Consider the following 20,984-nt stretch of genomic DNA (forward strand, 5'->3'; position numbering starts at 1 on the left):
ACCGCACCCTTTCCAGGAGAAACACATGTCCACAACCATGTCCCGCCGCGGCTTCCTCGGACTCGCGCTGGCCGGTGCCACCGTCGCCGGCCTCGCCGCCTGCGGGGGCGAGGGTGGCGGCGCGGCAGGCGTCAAGAAGGGCGGCGCCGAGCTGTCGAAGAAGCTCGTGCTGCCGACCTACACCGCCGCGAAGATCCCCACGCCGGACCTGCCGATCGACGCGGGCCAGGACCCCGCCTACCTGAAGTACCCCACGGAGCTGGTCAAGTCCGTCGCCGCCCCGCCCGGCGACGGCAAGAAGATCACCTCGCTCACCCAGACCTGGGACGTGGCGCCGCCCGCCCCCGGCCAGAGCGCCTACCTCCAGGAGCTCAACAAGGCGCTGGGCGCCGAGTGGGACATGAACATCGTGGTCGGCGACGGCTACCCCGACAAGTTCAACGCCATCATCGCCAGCGACGACCTGCCCGACCTGGTGTGGTTCCCGCCGAACCAGGGCCTGCAGCGGGTGCCCGAGCTGCTGGCCGCCAAGTTCCACGACCTGACGTCGTACCTGAGCGGCGACGCCATCAAGAAGTACCCGAACCTGGCCAACCTCGGCGACGTGGCGTGGAAGTCGGCCGTCACCGACGGCAAGCTGTACGGCGTGGCCGTCTCGTACAGCAAGTTCGGTCAGGTCTTCCTGGTCAACCAGGACTACTGGGAGCCGGTCGGCGGCGCCACCTTCACCAGCGCCGACGACTTCCTCGAGAAGACCAAGCAGCTGCTCGACGTCAAGAAGAACAAGTACCCGCTCGAGCCGTCCTACGTGAACCACGTCCACATGTTCAGCCACTGGTACGGCGCGCCGAACACGTGGAAGCTGGAGGGCGGCAAGCTGACCCACCAGTACGAGACGCAGGAGTACCTCGCCGCGCTGGAGTTCGCGGTGAAGTGCTTCCAGGCCAACCTGTTCTGGCCCGACCCCGCCCTGGCCACCATCAAGGACAAGGTCGCCAACGGTCAGATCGGCGCCTACGTCGAGTCCTTCCCCGGCTTCCTCAACGACGCCAAGACCCAGAAGTACAACCTCGGCGCGATCGTGCCGTTCGCCGCGACCCCGTCCTCCAAGCCCGTCTACAACGCGGGCCTCGGCTCGGTCGGCTTCACCGCCATCAGCAACAAGGTCGACAAGGCGCGCGTCGAGACGCTGCTCGGCGTGCTGAACTACCTGGCCGCGCCGTTCGGTACCGAGGAGTACCAGCTCGTCAACTTCGGCGTCGAGGGCACCCACTTCACCAAGAAGGACGGCGACCTCGGCTTCACCGACAAGGGCAAGGCCGAGGTGCCCACCACCGTGCAGCCGCTGCAGTTCGTGATCGGCTCGCCGTCCGCGCTGTTCCTGCCCGGCCAGCCGGAGCGGACCAAGCTCATCCACGACTTCGAGACCAAGGTCGCGCCCATGCTCCAGCCGCGCGTCACGACGGGCCACTTCTCCGACACCTACACGCAGAAGAACGGCGAACTGAGCACGATGGCATCAGACGCGATCGTCGACTTCGTCACCGGCCGCAAGCCGCTGTCGGAGTGGCAGAGCTTCGTCAAGAAGTGGATGGACAAGGGTGGCGCCGCGATGAAGGCCGAGTACGAGGCCTCCATCGCCAAGGGCTGAGCCCCGCCGTACGTCAAGGAAAGGACAGAAGTGGAAGACCTGCGCATCGGAGTCATCGGCCTCGGGCTGCGAACCAGCCTGGCGCTGTCGGCGCACCGCCCGGGCAAGGGGTCGGTCGTGGCCGCGCTGTGCGACTCCGACCCGGCTGTGCTCAAGCGGCAGGCGGGGCGGTTCGAGGCGGACATCCTCACCGAGGACTACCGCGAGCTGCTCGACAGGAAGGACCTCGACGCCGTCATCGTGATGACGCCCGACGACACCCACGAGCGCATCGCGGTGGACGCGCTCGAGGCGGGCAAGGCCGTCTACCTGGAGAAGCCGCTGCACATCACGGTCGAGGGCTGCGACAACATCCTGCGCGCCGCGCGGCGGACGGGGACCAGGCTGTACGTGGGGCACAACATGCGCCACATGGGCGTGGTCAGGCTGATGCGCGACATCATCCAGAAGGGGATCATCGGCGAGCCGAAGACCATCTGGGTGCGGCACTTCGTGTCCTACGGCGGTGACTACTACTTCAAGGACTGGCACGCCGACCGCTCCCGCACGACCGGCCTGCTGCTGCAGAAGGCCGCGCACGACCTGGACGTCATCCACTGGCTCGCCGGTGGCTACACCACCAGGGTCAACGCCTTCGGCGACCTGATGCTGTACGGCGACCTGCCGCGGCGCGCGCCCGACACCCCTCGGCCGGACGGCTGGCTGAAGGAGTTCGAGTGGCCGCCCACCCAGCGCAGGAACCTCCACCACGTCATCGACGTGGAGGACGTGTCGGTCATGAACATGCGGCTGGACAACGGCATCATCGCCGCCTACCAGCAGTGCCACTTCAGCCCCGACTACGTGCGCAACTACACCGTCATCGGGACCGAGGGGCGGCTGGAGAACTTCGGCGACGGCCCCGGCGACACGGTGAAGGTGTGGAACACCGGGCCGACGTCCTACCGCGACGACTGCGACATCGCCTACCGGGTGCCGGAGGCGAAGGGCTCGCACGGTGGCGCGGACACCGAGATCATCGGCGAGTTCAACAGGTTCGTGCGGGAGGGCGGCGTCACCGACACCTCGCCGGTGGCCGCCCGCATGAGCGTCGCGGCCGGCTACATGGCCACGATGTCGCTGCGCGACGGCGGCACGCCGTACGACGTGCCGGCGCTCGATCCTGAGCTGATCGCCTACTTCGACCGCGGCCAGGCCTGACCGACCCGCCGCGTGGATCCGGCCCGGCCGTCTTCATGACGGCCGGGCCGCACGCATGCGCGACCGCCCGCTTACACCTGTGTGCCGGCTCCTCGTCGCGTCACGCCTGCTGGTGGTTCTTCTCCAGGTCGGGGAAGGGGCTGGGCTCGGGGATGCTGGGGGGCAGCTGGCGCGGCCCCGAGGTGTGCTCGGCCTCGCGGGCGTCGGCGACGGCCTCCGCGGCCGCCTCGGACGCGCGGGCGATCTCCTCCTCGGCCTCGGAGGTGTCAGGAGAGATCTCCTGGGTGGCCGCCGACCGAGGCAGCGCCTCGGTGAACGCCTTGGAGACGCCCTGCAGGGCCGAGGTGACCTCGCTGGGGATGACCCAGAAGGTGTTGCCCTGCCCCTGGGCGAGCTGCGGAAGCACCTGGAGGTACTGGTAGGCGAGCAGCTTGGGGTCGGGGTCGTTGCGGTGGACGGCCTGGAAGACCTGATCGATGGCGCGTGACTGGCCTTCGGCCTTGAGGATGGCGGCGGTGCGCTCGCCTTCGGCGCGCAGGATCGCGCCCTGCTTGTCGCCCTCGGCGGTGAGGATCTGCGACTGGCGCTGACCCTCGGCGCTCAGGATGGCGGCGCGCTTGTCCCGCTCGGCGCGCATCTGCTTCTCCATCGCGTCCTTGATCGTCTTGGGCGGGTCGATGGCCTTGATCTCGACGCGGTTGACGCGCAGCCCCCACTTGCCGGTGGCCTCGTCCAGGACGCCGCGCAGCTGGCTGTTGATGGTGTCGCGGGAGGTGAGCGTCTTCTCCAGGTCCATGGAGCCCACGACATTGCGCAGCGTGGTCACCGTGAGCTGCTCGACCGCCTGGATGTAGTTGGCGATCTCGTAGGCGGCCGCCCGCGGATCGGTGACCTGGAAGTAGAGGACGGTGTCGATCTCGACCACCAGGTTGTCCTCGGTGATGACCGGCTGCGGGCGGAACGAGACGACCTGCTCCCGCAGGTCGATCATGGGATAGACGCGGTCGACGTAGGGGATCACGAAGTTCAGGCCCGGCTTCAGGGTGCGGTGATAGCGACCCAGCCGCTCGACGTTGCGCGCGCGTGCCTGGGGCACGATGCGTACGGCACGCAGCACGGTGAACACCACGAACAACGCGACGACCAGACCCGCGATGAGTAGCGCCATATGATCACTCCCGAGGGTAGACGAGGGCGGTGGCCCCTTCGATCTCGATGACGTCGACGGTCGCTCCGGCGGGGATCACCACCGTGTCGTCGTAGGCCCGCGCGGTCCACTCCTCGCCGCCGATGCGGACCAGTCCGGAGTGGGCGGTCACCTCGCTGACGACGAGCGCGGGCTTGCCGACGAGCGCTTCGACGCCGAAGCGCTGCCGCGGGGGTTGCCGGATGCTGCGCATGGCCAGCGGCCTGATGACCAGCAGGCCCGCGGCCGACGCGGCGGTGAACACCAGGAGTTGCAGCGGGATGGGCAGTCCGATGGCCGCCGTCAAGGACGTCAGCAGAGCGGCGGCGGCGAGCAGGCCGAGAGCGGCGGTGAGAGAGAAGATCTCGGCGAGGCCGAGCACGACGGCGAGGATTATCCAGATGACCCAATCATCCATACTCCGGCCCTCCTGGAAGGAGAACGGGCCCGTGTCCCAAAGGGGTTCCGTCTCTACGGTAATCCTTTGATTACCGGCATGGCAGCTTTCGGCGGTCCGGTTACACGGACATGTCGTGACGGGGTCAGCGGAGAGCGGTGGGCGATCCGGGTCTGTCGAGGGCGCTGCCCTCGACCCACGCCTCCCACGGCAGCTGCCAGTAGCCCCAGCCGTTGTACCACTCCAGCTCCCGCGACGTGCCGGTGATCGTGACCGGGTCGCCGCGCAGCGACGTCTCGTAGAACCAGGCCGCCTGGTCGGGCCGGGCGTTGACGCATCCGTGGCTGACGTTGCGCCGCCCCTGCGCCCAGAGGTTGTTCCTGGCGTGGACGTACTCGCCGCTGTTGGAGATCCGCACCGCGTGGTCGATCAGCAGGTCGTAGAAGCCGTCATCGCCCTTCTTCCTGCCGGGCGAGACCATCCTGACCGGGTCGCCCTTCTCCATGGTCAGGTGGATGCCGCTGGTCGTGGTGTACTCCCGGGTGGTGCCCATGCCGGCGCTGATCGCCATCCGCTGCACGACCTGGCCGTCGCGCCGGACGACCATCTGGTGGGTGACGGTGTCGACGGTGCTGGTCTGCTTGCGGCCGACGGCGAAGGTGAGCGCGTGGTCGGCGCTGCCGTACACGCCGGGGGCGGATCTGACGCCCGCGAGGTGGGCGATGACCGCGACCCGCTGCCGGGCCGGCCAGTAGTGCCGGGTGCGGTAGACGGCCTGGGTGTCGCTGACCCACCGCCAGGCGCCCTGGACGGGCTTGGTGGAACGCACCTCCAGGGCACGCTCGACGGCGGCCTTGGCGCGGACCGGGCTGTCGAAGGTGACGATGACCGGCGTGCCGACGCCGACGGTCTCGCCGGGCAGCGGCGACACCGAGGCCACCTTGACCGTGTGCTCGGCGGGGCGGGTGCGGAAGCGGCCCACGGTCAGCGCGGGCGGGCCGTCCGGGCCCGCCGCCCTGACCGTCACGACGTGCTCCACGCCGGGCGGGAGGGTCCAGGTCGAGCGCCACACCGTGCCTGTCGCGTCCAGCCTGCCGGGGACGGCCGTGCCGCCCGCGCGCACCTCGACCTTGCTCAGCCTGCCGCCCCTGACCTTGATGACCAGGCCCTTGTCGGGCCTGGCGCGGTTGTCGCCGAGGGCGGGCGAGACCGTGACCATCGGCGCGGCGGGCTGCGGCAGGCGCGCCGTCACCGGGCTGCAGCCGCAGACGAGCGACAGCAGCACGGTGAGCCGCAGGAGGGCGCTGCGCATCTCACTCCTTCACTCCGGGGGAAGCCTCCAGAGTTTAGCGAGGAGTGAGTGGTCAGGCACTCCGGGTGACGGTTCCCGACACTTCCCCCAAACTGATGTCGCCCGCCGTGGCGCGGATCGTGACGGTGTCGCCGTCCTCCAGGAAGGTCCGGACCTGCCCGTCGCCCAGCTTGAGCGGCTCCGCGCCGTTCCAGGTGAGCTCGATGAACGAGCCCCGCGTGTCCGGGCTCTCGCCGGAGACCGTGCCGCTGGCGAACAGGTCGCCGGTCCTCAGGCTCGCGCCGTTCACCGTCATGTGCGCCAGCATCTGGTCGGGGGTCCAGTACATGTTCCGGTACGGCGGCCGCGAGACGATCTCGCCGTTCAGCTCGACCTCCATCGCGATGTCCAGCCCCCAGTCGCCCTCGCGCTCCAGGTACGGCAGCGGCGCCGGATCCTGCGCGCGGCCCGCGATCCTGGGCAGCGCCTCCAGCGGCGTCACCCACGCCGAGACCGAGGTGGCGAACGACTTGCCGAGGAAGGGCCCGAGCGGCACGTACTCCCAGGCCTGGATGTCGCGCGCGCTCCAGTCGTTGACCAGCGTCACCCCGAAGACGCGCTCCTCGAAGGAGGAACCCTCGGGCGAGCCCACGACGAAGCCGAGCTCCGCCTCGATGTCCAGCTTCGCGGTCGGCCCGAACCTGCCGGCCCCGAGCTGCCCGCGCGGGCGGGTGACCGGGGTGCCCGACACGACCACGGTGCCGGCCCGGCCGTGGTAGCCGACCGGCAGGTGCCGCCAGTTCGGCTTCAGCGGCTCCTCGTCGGGGCGGAACATCCGGCCCAGGTTCGACGCGTGCTCGATCGAGCAGTAGAAGTCGACGTAGTCGGCGACCTCGAAGGGCAGGTGGAGCGTCACCTGGTCGAGCGGCACCAGGTGCGGTCCGGTGATCGACCGGTCCGTCGACAGCTTCTCGACGATCAGGGCGCGCGTGTCACGCCAGGCCCGGTGGCCGCGGGCCATGAAGGCGTTCAGCGAGCCGGTGGCGAACACCTCGTCGTGCAGGGCGGCGGCCAGGTCGAGGACGGCATCGCCGTACCGCACGCCGACGCGGGGCGCCTGGCCCGCACGCGAGAAGACCCCGTAGGGCAGGTTGTCGAGTCCCGAGCTCATCAGCCGTCCAATCCGAGGGTCTTCAGGTCTTCCACGGGCGCCGCCGTGCTGCACGAACCGTAGCTGACCAGGATCCGCCTGGCCTGCCGGGCCACGTCCTCCGGTACGGCCTGCGCCTGCCGGACGAGGTCGCCCACGTCGGTGGAGCCGAGCACCCGGAACGGGTCGCGCTTCTCGACGGCCGCGCAGACGGCGAGGACGAGGTTGAGGAAGCCGTGCCGGTCGACGCCGAGCGAGGGGTCGAAGTGGCGCACCGCGTGGTGGAGCCCGGCGGTGGCCTTGAACGGCTGGTCGTGCTCGGCACAGTAGCTGATGAACTCGGACAGCTCGCCGACCGACGGGAAGGCGTCGGCGGTCATGCCGCCGCAGCGGACCTTGAGCCCGACCCCGTGCGGCACGGGGGAGATGTGCCTCGGGTGCGTCTCGACGAACAACCTGACGTGCTCGGGGACCTGGAGCATCGCGGTGCTCTCGACGAAGTCCACCGGCAGGTCGGAGAAGTCGGGCACGGTCTCGGTGTCGACGATCAGGCCGACCAGCTGCGGCTGCTGTTCCTGCCGGCGCAGGCCGTCGATCCGGCTGGTCGGGCAGAGGAAGCGGTGGGTCAGCACGGGGTTGCCCGACTCCAGGTCGCGCTGGTGGCGGGCGACCGCCTCGTCCATGTGCAGCGACGTCGGCGGGAACAGGCCCGCGTCGTCGACCAGCGCGGAGAACAGCGCCGTCCGGACCCGCGGCGTGCCGGGATCGACGGCGCTCATCGGGCCCACGTCCACGCGTAGGCGGGATCCTCGCACGCCAGGGCGCCCTCGCCGAGGTCCAGCGGGCGGAAGGTGTCGACCATGACGGCCATCTCGTTGGTATGGGTGGCGCCCGCGGCGATCACCGCCTCGACCGCGCCGGGCTGCGGGCCGTGGGTGAAGCCGGCGGGGTGCAGCGAGATCGAGCCGACGTCGATGCCGGAGCCGGCCCGCGCGGAGTAGTCGCCGCCCACGTAGAACATGAACTCGTCGGAGTCGACGTTGTGGTGGTTGTAGGGGATCGGCACCGCCTCGGGGTGGAAGTCGAGCGGCCGCGGCATGAACGAGCAGACCACGAATCCCGGCCCCTCGAAGGTCTGGTGGACCGGCGGCGGCGCGTGCGTCTTCTTCACCACGGGCTCGAAGTCGTCGATGTTGAAGGCGTAGGGGTAGAGGTAGCCGTCCCAGCCGACCACGTCGAAGGGGTGGTGGCGGTAGGTCAGCCGGGTGAGCCCGCCGCGCGTGCGCACCAGGACGGGGACCTCCTCGCCCTCCTCCAGCAGCGGCGCCTGCGGCGTCCTGAGGTCACGCTCGCAGTAGGGGGCGTGCTCGAGGAACTGGCCGTACTGCGACAGGTAGCGACGGGGCGGCCTGATGTGCCCGGACGCCTCGATGACCAGCGCGTTGACCCGGCCCGACGGGACCCAGCGGTGGATCGTGCCGGTCGGGATCACCACGTAGTCGCCCTCGCCCGCCTCGATGGCGCCGTAGGTCGACTCGAAGCGGACGGTGCCCTGCTGGATGTAGACGCACTCGTCGCCCTTGGAGTTGCGGTAGAGCTCGCTGGGCTGGTCCGTCGTGACGTACGACAATCGGACGTCGTTGTTGGCCGACAGCAGCATCCGCCCGCTGACCAGGTCGCCCGCGCTCGTCAGGTCCTGGGTGCGGAAGTGCCGCGGGGACAGCGGCAGGTTGGGCGAGGTGGCCAGTGGCAGCGGCGACTCGACCGCCTCCGCCTTGATGATGGCGGTCGGCAGGTAGCGGTGGTACAGCAGTGACGAGTCGGACGAGAAGCCTTCCTCGCCCATCAACTCCTCCGCGTACAGCCCGCCGTCCGGGCGCTTGAACTGCACATGGCGCTTGCGCGGGACCTCGCCCACCTGGCGGTAGTACGGCATCGCAACTCCGTCCGTTTATCGGACAATAGTGTCCTCTATCCGTATTCACGGTCCTTTATCAGGGCGAAGATGTCAACCGAGCGCGACGGTGAGCTCCTTCGCGGCCTCGACGACCCGGGGCCCGACCCGCTCGTCCAGCGGACCGAACGTCACCACGCCCACCGACGCCTCCAGCCACGGCAGCCCGGTGACCGGAGCGGCAACGCCGCGCGCGCCCTCCTGCAACTGCCCTTCCGTGACGAGATACCCGGCCTCGCCCGAACGCATCGCCAGGATCGCCTGGCCCGCGGCGCCCCTGGAGAGCGGATGCCGCGCGCCCTCCCGGTAGGCGACGTGCATGTTGGTCCACGAGGGCTCGACCACGGCGACGGCGAGACCGTCGTCACCCTCCGCCACCGTGAGGTGAGCCGTCGCGCCGACCTCCTCGGCCAGCCTGCGCAGCGTCGGCAGCGCCGCCGCCCTCAGCAGCGGCTGCACGGCCTGGGCCAGCACCAGCACGCCGTAGCCGAGATGCGCCCTTCCCTCGCGGTCGCGCCGGACGAAGCCCTCGTTCTGCAGCGACGTCAGCAACCGGTAGACCACCGGACGGCTCAGCGAGAGCTGGGCCGCGAGCTCGGTCGGCGTGCGCCCGCCGTGGCCGTCGGCGAGCAGTCTGAGCAGGTGGAGCCCGCGTTCAAGCGTCTGGGCGGATTCAGCCATGTCCTGATTATGTCCGCGTGTGCGGAGTGTGACGCCGACCGGCGAAAGGGTAGGTAATGCGTCATGCAGTTGAAATGGCTGGCGCTCGCGGCCATCGCGGCCGTGTTCGCGGCCATTCCTCTCCTTCCCTCCGTGAGCACGCAACCCGTCTCCATGGTCCGCGACACCCCCGTGATCCAGGACCACACCCGTCCCCACCTGCTCGTCGAGAACATCTTCCACGTCACCGAGGGAGTCGAGGTCGACGAGCGGGTGCTGACCGTCGACAGCGGCTACTACTTCCAGCGCAAAGAGGTCGCGCCCGGCGTCGGGATCTCCGAGATCGGCTTCCTGTACGGCACGCCGAATCGGGCCGGCACCTACACCTCCACCCTCAAGATCTGCAAGGGCGACACCTGCACCCGCGAGCCGATCACGCTCGTCGTGCACACGAGGGTGTCGTGGTCGCCCACCCAGCTCACCTTCCCCGGCCGGGTGCACGTGATGATGGACAGCGAGATCGAGATCGAGGGCGCCCCGCGCGGCGTGCTGCCCACCTTCACCGTCATCGACCCCCGCCAGCTCCCGCCGGGCGTCACCATCGGGCCGGACGGGCACGTGGGCGGCGTACCGGAGAAGCCCGGCGTCTACACCGTCCCCGTCCAGGTCTGCGTGGCGAGCGACTGTTCGGGCGTCGTCGTCCGGATCATCATCGCCTAGCCCGGCGGGTTGTCACGCCGGTAACAAGACCGGTCGCGGAATGTGCAGGCCTTTGGCAAGAATCGCAGGGCTTTCTGCCGTAATTTGCTAGGTCCCTGTCAGCGGCGAGGGGACTTTCGGCATGGACGTTCTGATCGGCCGGGTCGCCCGGTGGGCGCGGGAGATCCCCGACGCTCCGGCCTACACCTTCGTCGACCACCTCGGCGACGGGCGCGCCCGCACGCTCACCTGGCGGCAGGTCGACCTCAAGGCGCGGGCGCTGGCCGTACGGCTGCGCGAGGTCTGCGCGCCCGGCGACAGGGCGGCCGTTCTCGCGCCGCAGAGCCTGGAGTACGTGGTGGCCATGCTCGGCGCGATGTACGCCCGGGTGGTGGCCGTGCCGCTGTTCTCGCCCGACCTGCCCGGCCACGCCGAGCGGCTGGCCCTCGCCTACGCCGACGCCGACCCCGTGGTCGTGCTCACCACCAGCGCCACACCGGCCGACCGGCTGCCCCCCGCCAAGGCCGTCATCGCCGTCGACACGGTCTCCGACCTGCTCGCCGACGAGTGGGAGGACGAGCCGATCGGCCCCGGCGACCTCGCCTACCTGCAGTACACCTCCGGCTCGACCAGGACCCCCGCGGGAGTGGAGATCTCCCACGGCAACCTCGGCGCCAACGCCGCCCAGCTGTGGGAGGCCTTCGGCGCCAGGCCCCGCACCTCGGTCGCCGCGCTGTGGCTGCCGCTCTTCCACGACATGGGACTGATCGCGATCATCGCCTGCCCGATCGTCGGAGGGAACCAGGCGGTGTTCATGGACCCCGTGGCGTTCGTCATGAAGCCGACGCGGTGGATGCGTCTGCTGTCCGGCCACGCCGACGTCTACACCGGCGGGCCGAACTTCGCCTACGAGTACACCGCCGCCAGGGCGAGCGATCCCGCCGACCTCGACGGGCTCGACCTGTCGGGGGTGCGGGTCATGCTCAACGGGGCCGAGCCGGTGCGACCCGCCACCGTCTCCCGCTTCACCTCCGTCTTCGCGCCGTACGGTCTGCGGCCCGAAGCCCACACCCCCGGGTACGGCCTGGCCGAGGCGACGGTCTTCGTCACGGCGGGATCCATCGACGCGCCGCCGCTGGTCACCGACTTCGACAGGGACGCCCTGGCGGAGGGGCGGGCCGTGCCGTACGACGGTGACGGGGGTGTGGGCGTCGCCAGCACGCTGGTCTCCTGCGGAAAGCCGACCGGGCAGCGGGTGCGGATCGACTCCCCAGGTGACGGGCGCGTGGGGGAGATCCTGGTGCAGGGGCCGAACGTGGCCCGCGCCTACTGGCGCGACCCCGAGCGCACCGCCGAGGTCTTCGCGGACGGCTGGCTGCGCACCGGCGACCTCGGCGTGATCCACGAGGGCGAGCTCTACGTCACCGGCCGCGTCAAGGACCTGGTGATCGTGGACGGGCGCAACCACTACCCGCAGGACATCGAGGCGACCGCGCAGGACGCCTCCGACGGCGTGCGCAAGGGACACGTGGCCGCGTTCGCGGTGCCGGGCGCCGAGACCGAACGGCTCGTCGTCGTGGCCGAGCGGTCGCGGGCGGGCCGCACAGACGAGAGCGTCGTCCGCGAGGTCCGCGCCGCCATCTCCCGCGGCCACGAGGTCGCGGCCGAGGTCGTGCTGGTCGCGGCGGGCGCGGTGCCGCGCACCTCCAGCGGGAAGATCGCCCGGCGGGCCTGCCGGCAGGCCTACCTGGAGGGCGCGCTTGTTTGAGTCGCTCGGCCGGTTGGTCTACCGCGGCCGCTGGACGCTCCTCGTCCTGAGCGTGGCCGTCGCGGTCCTCGTCGCGCCCTTCGGCCTGGAACTGTTCGGGCGGATGGCCGACGGCGGGTTCGAGGACCCCGCGGCCGAGTCGACCACGTCGGCGACCTGGAACGACGAGTGGTACAGCGGGAACTCGCCCGACGTGGTGGTGCTCTACACCCACCCCACGGTCCCGGCCCGCGACCGGAGGTACAGGAAGGCCGTCCACGACTCGCTGCGCCGCCTGCCGGCCACCTACGTCCGGCGGATGACGACGTACTGGACCTCCCGCTCCGCCACGATGATCTCGCGGGACGGCCGCTCCACCTACGCGCTGATCACGCTCAAGGGCGACAAGCAGCGCGCGTACACCGCCATCGAGCAGCGGCTGCGCACCGTCGAAGGGCTGTCCGTCAAGATCGGCGGCGCGGTGCCGCTGCTCGACGACCTCAACACCCAGACGGGCGCCGACCTGGCCAGGGCCGAGGCGATCTCGATGCCCGTGCTGCTGGTGCTGCTCGTGCTGGTCTTCGGCAGCCTCGTCGCCGCCGGGCTGCCGCTGCTCGTCGGGCTGCTGTCGGTGCTCGGCGCGCTGGTGCTGCTGCGGCTGCTCACCGAGGTCACCGACGTGTCGGTGTTCTCGCTGAACGTCGTCACCATGCTCGGGCTGGGCCTGGCGATCGACTACTCCCTGTTCGTGCTCAGCGCCTTCCGCGAGGAGATCAGGCGCGGGACGTCCACCGAGGCGGCCGTGGTGGCGACGATGGCCACGGCGGGCAGGACCGTGGCCTTCTCTGGGCTCACCGTGGCGACCGCGCTGCTCGGGCTGCTGCTGTTCCCCCAGATGTTCCTGCGCTCCATCGGGCTCGGCGCCGCCGCCGTCGTGCTCGTCGCGATGGTCGCCGCGCTCGTCGTCCTGCCCGCCGTTCTCGGGATCCTCGGGCGGAAGGTCGACGCGCTCCGCATCACCCCCTCCTTCGGCGGGCCGCGGAACGGCGGGGCCTGGCACGCCGTCGCCTCCAGCGTGATGCGCACCCCGCTGCTCTACCTCGTCGGCGTCACGGCCGTGCTGATCTCGCTCGCGCTGCCGTTCGTCGACGTGAAGTTCGGCAACGTCGACCACCGGGTGCTGCCGCCGCGGGTCGAGAGCCGCCAGGTCGCCGAGGCCGTCGACACCTCCTTCGCCCGGAACTCCATGGCCGCCGTCGACGTCCACGTGCTCGTCGAGCGCGACTTCCAGGAGGCCGAGCCGCTGCTGCCCGGCCCGCTCGGCCAGGGCCACACCGTGGTCAGCCCGCTCACACCCGTGCTGCCCTCGGACGTCAAACCCTTCACCGACCGCCTGCGCCGCCTGCCCGGCGTCACCGGCGTCGACGTCACCGGCTTCTCCCCGGACAACGGCGCCGTACGGCTGGCCGTCCGCTACGACGGCGACCCCATGTCCGACTCCGCTCGGTCGCTCGTCACCCTGATCAGATCGATGACGCCCGAGCCGAACATCAGGTCGGTCGTCGTCGGCGGGCCCACGGCCGCGCAGATGGACCTGGTCGACAGTCTCGCCGCGACCCTGCCGTGGATGGCGCTGGTGGTGTGCGGGGCCACCTTCGTCCTGCTGTTCGCGGCGTTCGGCTCGCTGCTGCTGCCGGTGAAGGCCCTGCTGATGAACGTGCTGTCGATCGGCGCGTCCTTCGGGGTCATCGTGTGGGCCTTCCAGTACGGCAACCTGGCCGGACTCCTCGGCTTCACACCCACCGGCACCATCGAGGCGACGGTCACGGTGCTCATCCTGGCGGTGGTGTTCGGGCTGTCGATGGACTACGAGCTGTTCCTGCTGTCCCGGGTACGGGCCGAGTGGCTGCGGACCGGGGACAACGCGGCGGCGGTCGCGGCCGGGCTGCAGAAGACCGGCGGGATCATCACCAGCGCGGCGCTGCTGCTGCTGGTGGTCATCGGGGCCTTCTCGACCGCCGGGATCACGATCGTGAAGCTGCTCGGAGTCGGGATGTTCGTGGCGATCGTGGTGGACGCCACGCTGGTGCGGGCGCTGCTGGTGCCCGCGACCATGCGGCTGATGGGAGCGGCCAACTGGTGGCTGCCCGGTCCGTTACGCGGGCTCCACCGGCGGATCGAGCTGCGGGAACACTTTCCCGACGAGTCCCCGCCCACCTCCGGCCCCCACGCCGCCACGGCCGGCACCACCGCCTCGCGGGCGCTTGCCACCGACCCTCGCGCCGCGGCCTCCCGGGCCACCGCCGCGGTTTCCGGGTCCCGCCGCTCGCGGGCCGCCGTGGCTCCCGCGCCCACCCGCCGCGCCCTCGCCGCCACCCCTCCGATCCTGGCGGTCTCCCCGACACCCGGCATCATCTCCCCAACCCCCGGCGTCTCCGGCGTCTCTCCAACCCCCGACGTCTCCACACCCTCCACCGTCTTCCCAGCTCCCATCGTCTCCTCAGCCCCCACCGACTTCGCCTCCCCAACCCCCACCGACTCCGTCTCCCCGAACCCCGCCGTCTCACCAACCTCCAGCGTCTCCCCAACCCGCACTTCGCCCCGGCCGGAGGTTTCCCCGGCTCCCGTGCCCCAGGCGGCGGGTCTCGCCCTTCCTGTTCCGCCTGCACCCGGCTCGTCAGGCAGGTCCGGTTCCGGTGTGTCCGGCCGGCCCTGGCCCGACAGCATGCCCGGGGTGCCCAGGGCCGCGGGCGCTTCCGGGCGGAGTGGGGCGGAGGCCGGCGGGCGGAGGAGCCGGCGTGTCGTCCGGCCCAACATCGACGGGCCGGGCTGGCACTGGGCCGACGAGGAGGAGCGCCCGGCCGGTTCTCGCTCCGGCCCGTCGGCCAGCCCGGGGCCCGGCCGGTCGGCCTGCTCGGGGCACGGCCCGTCAGCCAGCCCGGAGCACGGCCCGTCGGCCGGTCCAGGGTCCGGCTCTTCGGCGGCCACCGTGCCGGGAGGATCGGCCAGTGCGGTGTCCGGTTCTTCGGGGGTCTCGGCCAGCGCGGTGCTCGGTCGTTCGGGGGTCTCGGCCAGCGCGGTGTCCGGTCCTGTGGGGGTCTCGGCCGGTCCGGTGCCTGGTTCGTCTGGCGGTCCTGTGCCGGACGCTTCGGGTGGGACCGCGCTGGACACGGATCCGGGGCTCGTGCTCGCCCCCGGCCCGCTGTTCGGGACCGACACCGACCCCAGCCCTCGTCTCGCCCCGTTGTTCGGGACCGACCCCAGCCCTCGTCCCGGCCCGTTGTTCGGGACCGACCCCAGCCCTCGTTCCGCCGCGCTCCCTGGCGCGGACGCTCTCCCCGGGAAGGGCGTGCGGCGCAAGCGGGGGCTCAACCCGTACCCCGGCACCACCGCCCCCCGCAGGCCCCGCCCGCAGCCGGGCCGGCACTCTCGCCAGGACCCTCCGGCGGCTCCTCCTGGGGCTCCTCCTCACGACGGGGCGGCGGAGCCGGACGAGCCGAAGATCCCCGAACCCCGGCTGACCTGGGTGAAGGTCGAGCCGCGCACCAGGGTCGTCAGGGCGAGCCCCGACGGTCCCGGATGGAGCTGGCAGGAGGTGGACGGATGACTCAGGTCACCGTCCACACCAAGAGGAGTTCCAGGGTCTGGCCGCTCTTCCTGGTCGTCGCCCTCGCCGGGTTCGTGACCACGCTGGACAACACGGTCGTCACCGTCGCCCTCCCCACGATCAGGGCGGATCTCGGCGCGGGGCTGGCCGCGCTGGAGTGGGTGGCGACCGGCTACATCATGACCTTCGCGGGACTGATGCTCGCGGGCGGTCGGCTCGCCGACGTGTACGGGCGCAGGAAGGCGCTCGTCGCGGGCCTGGTGACGTTCACCGCGGCGTCGCTCGCGGCGGGCCTCGCCACCACGATCCAGCTGCTGGTCGCCGCCCGGCTGGTCCAGGGCGTGGGCGCGGCGTTGATCCTGCCCGCGACGCTTGCCGTACTCGCGGGGAAGGACGACCGGCAGCGGTCGGCGGGCGTGGCGGTGTGGATGGCGTCGGGCGCGGGGGCCCTGGCGCTCGGGCCGCTGGTGGGCGGCTATCTGAGCCAGCACGCGCACTGGACGTGGGTGTTCCTGATCAACGTGCCGATCGGGGCGGCGGTGACCGCGCTGGCCGTCGCGGTCGTCCCCGAGAGCAGGGAGCGGGGCGCGGCGCGGGTGGACCTGCCGGGCGTGGCGGCCTCGGCGGTGGTGCTGTCGTCAGGGACGTTCGCGCTGATCCACGGCTCGGAGTACGGCTGGACGGCGCCGGTGATCGTCGGGGCGGGTCTGGCGTGCGTGGCGGGGGCCGTGGCGTTCGTCGTGGTCGAACGGCGGGCGGCCGAGCCGATGGTGGATCCGGCGCTGTTCGCCGCCCGGTCCTTCACCGGCGGGGTGGTGGCGCAGGTGCTGTGGGGTCTCGGCGTGAACGGCGTCTTCTTCTACACGGCGATCTTCCTGCAGGGAGTGCTGGGGTTCTCGCCGACCGCCTCGGGGGTGGCGTTCGTGCCGCTGGCCGTGCTGGTGGTGGCGGTGACGCCGCTGGTGCCGCTGGTGGAGCGGCGGCTGGGGGCGGGCAGGACGGTGGCCGCGGGGCTGGCGCTGGTGGCGGCGGGGATGGCGGGGGTCGCCTTCCTCGGGCCGGGCGACGGGTGGGGCGAGCTGCTGCCCGCGGTGTGCGCGATCGGGATCGGGTCGGCGTTGACGATGCCGCTGGGTTCGGCGGTGCTGGCGGCGGTGCCGGAGGGCCGGGCGGGGGTCGCCGGTGGCGTCTTCACGGTGGGCAGGGAGATCTCGGGGCTGTTCGGGATCGCGGCGATCGGGGTGATCGTGCAGAGCGCGGGGACGTTCGCCGCGGGGTACTCCGCGGGGCTGCTGGTGGCGGCGGGCCTGGTGCTGGCGGGCGCGGTGGTCGGCCTGGCGACGCTGCCATGAAAGGCGCCATCGGGGCGGGCCTGTCGTCGAGACGGAGGGTGGGGTCGCCGTGAAGGTCGCGATCCTCGCGTTCGGGTCGAGGGGGGACACCCAGCCGTGCGTCGCGCTCGGCCGGGGGCTGCGCGCCCGCGGCCATGACGTCACCGTCGTCGCCGCCCCGCGTTACGCGCCGCTGATGGACGGCCTCACGCTCGCGCCGCTCAGCGTGGACCCCGCGGCGGTGCTCGACTCGGACGAGGGCCAGGCATGGCTGCGCAGCGGCCCGCTCGGCTTCGTCTCCGGCTTCAAACGGGTCGTCGAGCCGTTCGCCGAGAAGCTCGTCGTCGAGGTGGACGCCGCCGCCCGCACCGCCGACCTGGTCCTGTCCCCGGCGCTCGGCGGCATGGGTGCCCACCTGTCCGACCGGTACGGCATGCCGTACCGGCTCCTGCACTTCCAGCCCAGCCATCCCACGGCCGCCTTCCCCAACCCGCTCGTCCCGGCACGCACTCTGGGCGGCTGGGGCAACCGGGCCAGCTACGCCCTGATCGACAGGCTGACCTCGCTGGTCCTCGGCCGCATGGTCAACCGGCTGCGGCGCACGGTGTTCGGGCTCGGGCCGGCGGGACGGGAGCGGGAGGTGCCCGTGCTGTGCGCGGTGAGCCCGCTGGTGGTGCCCCGGCCGCGCGACTGGCCCGCCAGGGTCCACCTCACCGGCTACTGGCGGCTCCCGCCCGGACCCCTTCCCGAGCATGTCGCGGCCTTCGTCGAGGAGGGGCCGAGGCCGGTGTTCGTCGGGTTCGGCAGCATGAGGCCGCCCAAGGGGCTCGCCCCGCTGGTGCTGCGGGCGCTCAGGCTGGCAGGCGTCAGGGCGGTGGTCCAGGGTCTGGGCGTGGCGCGTTCGGCCACGGTCCTGCCGGTCGACGAGGTGGATCACGCCGCGCTCTTCCCGCGCATGGCCGCGGTCGTCCACCACGGCGGGGCGGGCACGACGGCGGCGAGCCTCACGGCGGGCGTGCCCACGGTCGTCTGCCCGTTCTTCGCCGACCAGCACTTCTGGGGGGCGCGCGTCGCCGCGCTGCGGGCGGGTCCCGCGCCGCTGCCGGTCCGGCGCCTCACGGCAGAGGCGCTGGCGGCCAGGGTGCTGCGTGCCGTACCGAATCCTCGACTGGCCGCTCGACTGCGTGTGGAAGACGGGGTGCGGCAAGCGGTAGATCTCTTAGAAGTGTCCAGATAGTGTGCTACTTGCCCACCTTTGATCACCCCCGAAGTAGGCGACATGCGTTTCCGGAAGATCTTCGTCATCGGCCTGGCGCTCTCGCTGCTGGGCATCGGCGTCCCCGCCTGGTCGGACAACGACCCCAGGAGCTGCAACGACCTGATGTCGAGCGACACCCCCGCGTACGTCGTCTGCAGGTGGATGGCGACGCCGGAGGAGGCCGCCGACATCGCCCGGTTCTGGCTGGACAACGACGGCGAGAACATGAGGAACGCCGGGCCGATCGACACCCCGATCATCGACTGCACCGAGGAGGGCAACACCTGCGTCGAGCCGCCGGGCGACAGCACCTCCGGTGACGTGGGCGACCCCGACCCCGCCGGCGAGAACGACGGCGGCGGAACGCCCGAGTGCCAGGGCGGTGCCAAGGACTGCTACGTCGATCCCGCCGAGCTGTCGGCGGCCGAGGTGAAGACCGCCGCCGAGACCGCCGAGGGGCAGGCGGTCAAGACCGCCGCCGAGGCGGGGCTGCGGGTCTGGATCGACACCGACCTGGCCGACGACTGGAAGGCCGGCAAGCTCGCCGAGGCCGTGAAGCGGGTCGGTGCGCTGGCGATGCAGCAGGGCGCCGTGGGCATCAGGTTCTCCTCGCAGCTCGGCTACAACCAGACGTTCGCCGCGGCCGACGAGATCGACAGGTTCGTCACCGAGGCCGCTGCGGCGCTGCGTGACGCCGTGCCCGGCAGGAAGCTCGCCCTGCACACGGTCGTGCCGGTGCTGGGCTGCGGGGCCAACGAGGAGTGCAAGACGGAGCTGGGCAAGAAGTACCCGCTGCTCGACCCCGACCGCGTCGGCGCCTGGCTGTCCAAGGGCCTGGTCGACCAGCTCTCCCTCGACAACGGCCACCTGGCCACCGAGTACGCCACCTGGAAGATCGACGGCCCCACCGCTCAGCGCAACCAGTGGATCCAGGTCAGGGCCCGCGCCTGGGACGCCTACGGCACGATCGGCGCCGAGGACGCGGTCTTCACCGCTCCCGGCTCCTCGAAGCTGACCGCCGAGCAGGCGCTCAAGACGATCACCGAGCGGGTGGCGACGCCACTGCAGTCCGACGCGGCCGAGACGGTGACGCTCTGGACGCGCTGGCAGGACCCGAAGGGCGCGGTGAACCGGGTGCTCGGCGACAAGCTCGCGGCCAACCCGACCTGGGAGCAGCTTCGCAGGCTGAGCGAGGTCAAGCCGCGCCTGGCCACCCTGTACAACCCGGCGACGCCCGAGGTGGACGTGGCGACGGACCTGAAGAAGTACGCCGAGGTGTTCGGCCAGGTCTACCTGGCCGTCGGATAAATCATGGAGTCGACTCCAAGTTTGGAGTAGACTCCATCGGCGTGAGCCTGCGCGAACGCAAGAAGCAAGAGACCAAGCGCCACATCTCCGAAGTGGCGCTGCGGCTCTTCGTCGAGCGCGGGTTCGACCATGTCACCGTCACCGAGGTGGCCAGGGCCGCCGACGTGGCGGCCAACACGGTCTACAACTACTTCAAGGTCAAAGAGGACCTGGTCATCCCGCCCGCCTCGCGGGACCGGCTCGCCGCGATCGTGCGCGGGCGGGCGGCGGGGCAGTCGGCCGCCGGCGCCGTGCTGGCCACGCTGCGCGACGAGCTGCGCCGCCGTGACGGGAGCATCGGGCTGACCGAGGGCTTCGGCCGCTTCCTGGAGATGGCGCGAGCCGCCCCGACCCTCACCGCGAGGCTGGTCGAGCTGGCCGAGCAGATGGTCGCCGAGCTCGCCGCCGCCCTGGCGGAGGAGACCGGCGCCGCACCCGGCGATCCGACGCCGGCGCTCGTGGCCGAGCAGCTCGGCTGGGTGCACGAGCACGTCCTGCGCGAGATCGGCAGGCGGACGGCCGACGGGCAGCCCCCCGCGGCCATCGCCGACGCGCTGCTGGAACGGCTCGACACCATCGAGAGCCTGCTCGGCGACCGGGTCCTCACCTACGCGACGAGGGACACGACATGGACACCTACCGAGTGATCATCCGCGCCAGGTTCGACGGCCTCACCGACGCCCAGCGGGAGACGCTGCGCGAGCAGGCCGACGCCTGCGAGATCGGCTTCCGCGAGGGCGGCTCGCTCGCCTACGACCGGTCCATCAGCTGGTTCACCTTCCGTTTCCAGACCGAGGCCGAGGACGACACCGAGGCCCAGCTCGCCGCGCTCGACGCTCTCGCCTACCCCTTCAAGAAGGAGACCATCGGCGTCACGAACATGACGGAGATCAGTAGCCGCGCCCTGCGGCGCCGTGGCTGAGCAGGTCGAAGGCGAGATCGGCGGCCGCGGCCGCCTCGGGGAAGACCTCATCGGCCGTACGGCCGGCCGACACGGCCGCCACGTTGTCGTGCGCGAGCACCTGGGTGACGGCGATCACCTGGACGGCCACCAGGCGCGGCGCGGGCCCGCCCAGCGCGCCGGCCAGCAGGGCGGCGTCGGCGGTGCCGTACTCGACCAGGCGGGCGGCCACGCTCGGCGTGCCGTACACCAGGCGGTAGAAGGCCAGCACCTCGGGCAGGTCGCACAGCCCCGTGACGGGGTCGCGCGCCTCCAGGCCCTGGCGGAAGTGCCGGCGCAGGGCCCGCAGCGGCGACTCCCGCGGGTCGCGGGCGGCCACCACCCTCGCCTGCTCGCCCTGGTGGTCGGCGATGCGGTGCAGGACCAGGTCCTCCTTGACGGGGAAGTACCTGAACAGCGTCGGCTTCGACACCTCCGCCGCCGCCGCGATGTCCGCGACCGCCACCTGGTCGAAACCCTCGGCCAGGAACATCGCGATCGCGGTGTCGGACAGCAGTTGCCGCGTTCGCTCCTTCTTGCGGTCACGCAGGTTCATGGATCAAGTG

The 20,984-nt window shown here is 71.4% G+C and carries 18 protein-coding genes; 10 read left to right on the forward strand and 8 right to left on the reverse strand.

Annotated features, from left to right (window positions below):
- Nucleotides 1–25: 25 nt before the first annotated feature.
- Together ACWEVS_RS23825 and ACWEVS_RS23830 are read left to right on the forward strand one after the other, a co-directional pair.
- Nucleotides 26–1,651, forward strand: coding sequence for a hypothetical protein (locus ACWEVS_RS23825; protein ID WP_449918465.1), 1,626 nt, complete (start codon nt 26–28; stop codon nt 1,649–1,651).
- 30 nt (nt 1,652–1,681) lie between these two features.
- Nucleotides 1,682–2,851 (forward strand): Gfo/Idh/MocA family protein, encoded by a 1,170-nt coding sequence (locus tag ACWEVS_RS23830; RefSeq protein ID WP_354914358.1) that lies wholly within the window; start codon nt 1,682–1,684, stop codon nt 2,849–2,851.
- 100 nt (nt 2,852–2,951) lie between these two features.
- On the opposite strand, the gene ACWEVS_RS23835 is transcribed toward ACWEVS_RS23830, so the two are convergent.
- The 7 genes from ACWEVS_RS23835 to ACWEVS_RS23865 all read right to left on the reverse strand — a co-directional run bounded on the left by ACWEVS_RS23835 (nt 2,952) and on the right by ACWEVS_RS23865 (nt 9,510).
- On the reverse strand, nt 2,952–4,019 hold the full coding sequence (locus ACWEVS_RS23835; RefSeq protein WP_449918462.1) for an SPFH domain-containing protein: 1,068 nt from the start codon (nt 4,017–4,019) through the stop codon (nt 2,952–2,954).
- A gap of 4 nt (nt 4,020–4,023) precedes the next feature.
- Nucleotides 4,024–4,455 carry an NfeD family protein gene (locus tag ACWEVS_RS23840; RefSeq protein WP_449918460.1) on the reverse strand — a complete coding sequence of 144 codons (432 nt, stop codon included), beginning with the start codon at nt 4,453–4,455 and terminating at the stop codon, nt 4,024–4,026.
- Nucleotides 4,456–4,579: 124 nt separating this feature from the next.
- Nucleotides 4,580–5,746, reverse strand: coding sequence for an Ig-like domain-containing protein (locus ACWEVS_RS23845; RefSeq protein ID WP_452553329.1), 1,167 nt, complete (start codon nt 5,744–5,746; stop codon nt 4,580–4,582).
- A 52-nt stretch (nt 5,747–5,798) separates the two neighbouring features.
- The gene (fahA, locus tag ACWEVS_RS23850) at nt 5,799–6,896 is read right to left on the reverse strand and encodes a fumarylacetoacetase (RefSeq protein WP_452553331.1); all 1,098 of its coding nucleotides are present in this window, start codon (nt 6,894–6,896) and stop codon (nt 5,799–5,801) included.
- On the reverse strand, nt 6,896–7,654 hold the full coding sequence (locus tag ACWEVS_RS23855) for a hypothetical protein (RefSeq protein WP_449918451.1): 759 nt from the start codon (nt 7,652–7,654) through the stop codon (nt 6,896–6,898). The genes fahA and ACWEVS_RS23855 overlap by 1 nt, the downstream gene beginning before the upstream one ends.
- Nucleotides 7,651–8,811, reverse strand: coding sequence for a homogentisate 1,2-dioxygenase (locus ACWEVS_RS23860; RefSeq protein WP_452553333.1), 1,161 nt, complete (start codon nt 8,809–8,811; stop codon nt 7,651–7,653). The genes ACWEVS_RS23855 and ACWEVS_RS23860 overlap by 4 nt, the downstream gene beginning before the upstream one ends.
- Nucleotides 8,812–8,883: 72 nt before the next feature.
- Nucleotides 8,884–9,510: an IclR family transcriptional regulator gene (locus tag ACWEVS_RS23865; RefSeq protein ID WP_354914374.1), complete on the reverse strand. Its 627-nt coding sequence runs from the start codon at nt 9,508–9,510 to the stop codon at nt 8,884–8,886.
- A gap of 63 nt (nt 9,511–9,573) precedes the next feature.
- Here ACWEVS_RS23865 and ACWEVS_RS23870 point away from each other — a divergent pair, with 63 nt between their 5' ends.
- The 8 genes from ACWEVS_RS23870 (at nt 9,574) to ACWEVS_RS23905 (ending at nt 20,400) form a co-directional block, all read left to right on the forward strand.
- Nucleotides 9,574–10,209 (forward strand): hypothetical protein, encoded by a 636-nt coding sequence (locus ACWEVS_RS23870; RefSeq protein WP_449918448.1) that lies wholly within the window; start codon nt 9,574–9,576, stop codon nt 10,207–10,209.
- A gap of 121 nt (nt 10,210–10,330) precedes the next feature.
- Entirely contained in the window at nt 10,331–11,956 is a 1,626-nt protein-coding gene (locus tag ACWEVS_RS23875) for a fatty acyl-AMP ligase (RefSeq protein WP_452553335.1), read from the forward strand.
- Nucleotides 11,949–15,542, forward strand: a complete 3,594-nt coding sequence (locus tag ACWEVS_RS23880) for an MMPL family transporter (RefSeq protein ID WP_452553337.1) — start codon at nt 11,949–11,951, stop codon at nt 15,540–15,542. The genes ACWEVS_RS23875 and ACWEVS_RS23880 overlap by 8 nt, the downstream gene beginning before the upstream one ends.
- Nucleotides 15,539–16,894: an MFS transporter gene (locus ACWEVS_RS23885; protein WP_452553338.1), complete on the forward strand. Its 1,356-nt coding sequence runs from the start codon at nt 15,539–15,541 to the stop codon at nt 16,892–16,894. The genes ACWEVS_RS23880 and ACWEVS_RS23885 overlap by 4 nt, the downstream gene beginning before the upstream one ends.
- A 49-nt stretch (nt 16,895–16,943) precedes the next feature.
- A complete protein-coding gene (locus ACWEVS_RS23890; protein ID WP_452553340.1) occupies nt 16,944–18,110 on the forward strand; it encodes a glycosyltransferase in 1,167 nt (388 codons plus the stop codon).
- A gap of 42 nt (nt 18,111–18,152) precedes the next feature.
- The gene (locus tag ACWEVS_RS23895; protein WP_449918436.1) at nt 18,153–19,439 is read left to right on the forward strand and encodes a hypothetical protein; all 1,287 of its coding nucleotides are present in this window, start codon (nt 18,153–18,155) and stop codon (nt 19,437–19,439) included.
- Between the two features lie 41 nt (nt 19,440–19,480).
- On the forward strand, nt 19,481–20,125 hold the full coding sequence (locus tag ACWEVS_RS23900; RefSeq protein WP_452418392.1) for a TetR/AcrR family transcriptional regulator: 645 nt from the start codon (nt 19,481–19,483) through the stop codon (nt 20,123–20,125).
- Nucleotides 20,107–20,400 (forward strand): DUF6204 family protein, encoded by a 294-nt coding sequence (locus ACWEVS_RS23905; protein ID WP_449918432.1) that lies wholly within the window; start codon nt 20,107–20,109, stop codon nt 20,398–20,400. The genes ACWEVS_RS23900 and ACWEVS_RS23905 overlap by 19 nt, the downstream gene beginning before the upstream one ends.
- On the opposite strand, the gene ACWEVS_RS23910 is transcribed toward ACWEVS_RS23905, so the two are convergent.
- Nucleotides 20,369–20,974: a TetR/AcrR family transcriptional regulator gene (locus ACWEVS_RS23910; protein WP_449918430.1), complete on the reverse strand. Its 606-nt coding sequence runs from the start codon at nt 20,972–20,974 to the stop codon at nt 20,369–20,371. The two genes, ACWEVS_RS23905 and ACWEVS_RS23910, sit on opposite strands and share 32 nt — an antisense overlap.
- Nucleotides 20,975–20,984 lie beyond the last annotated feature (10 nt).

This window comes from Nonomuraea sp. NPDC003754 (assembly GCF_053605785.1).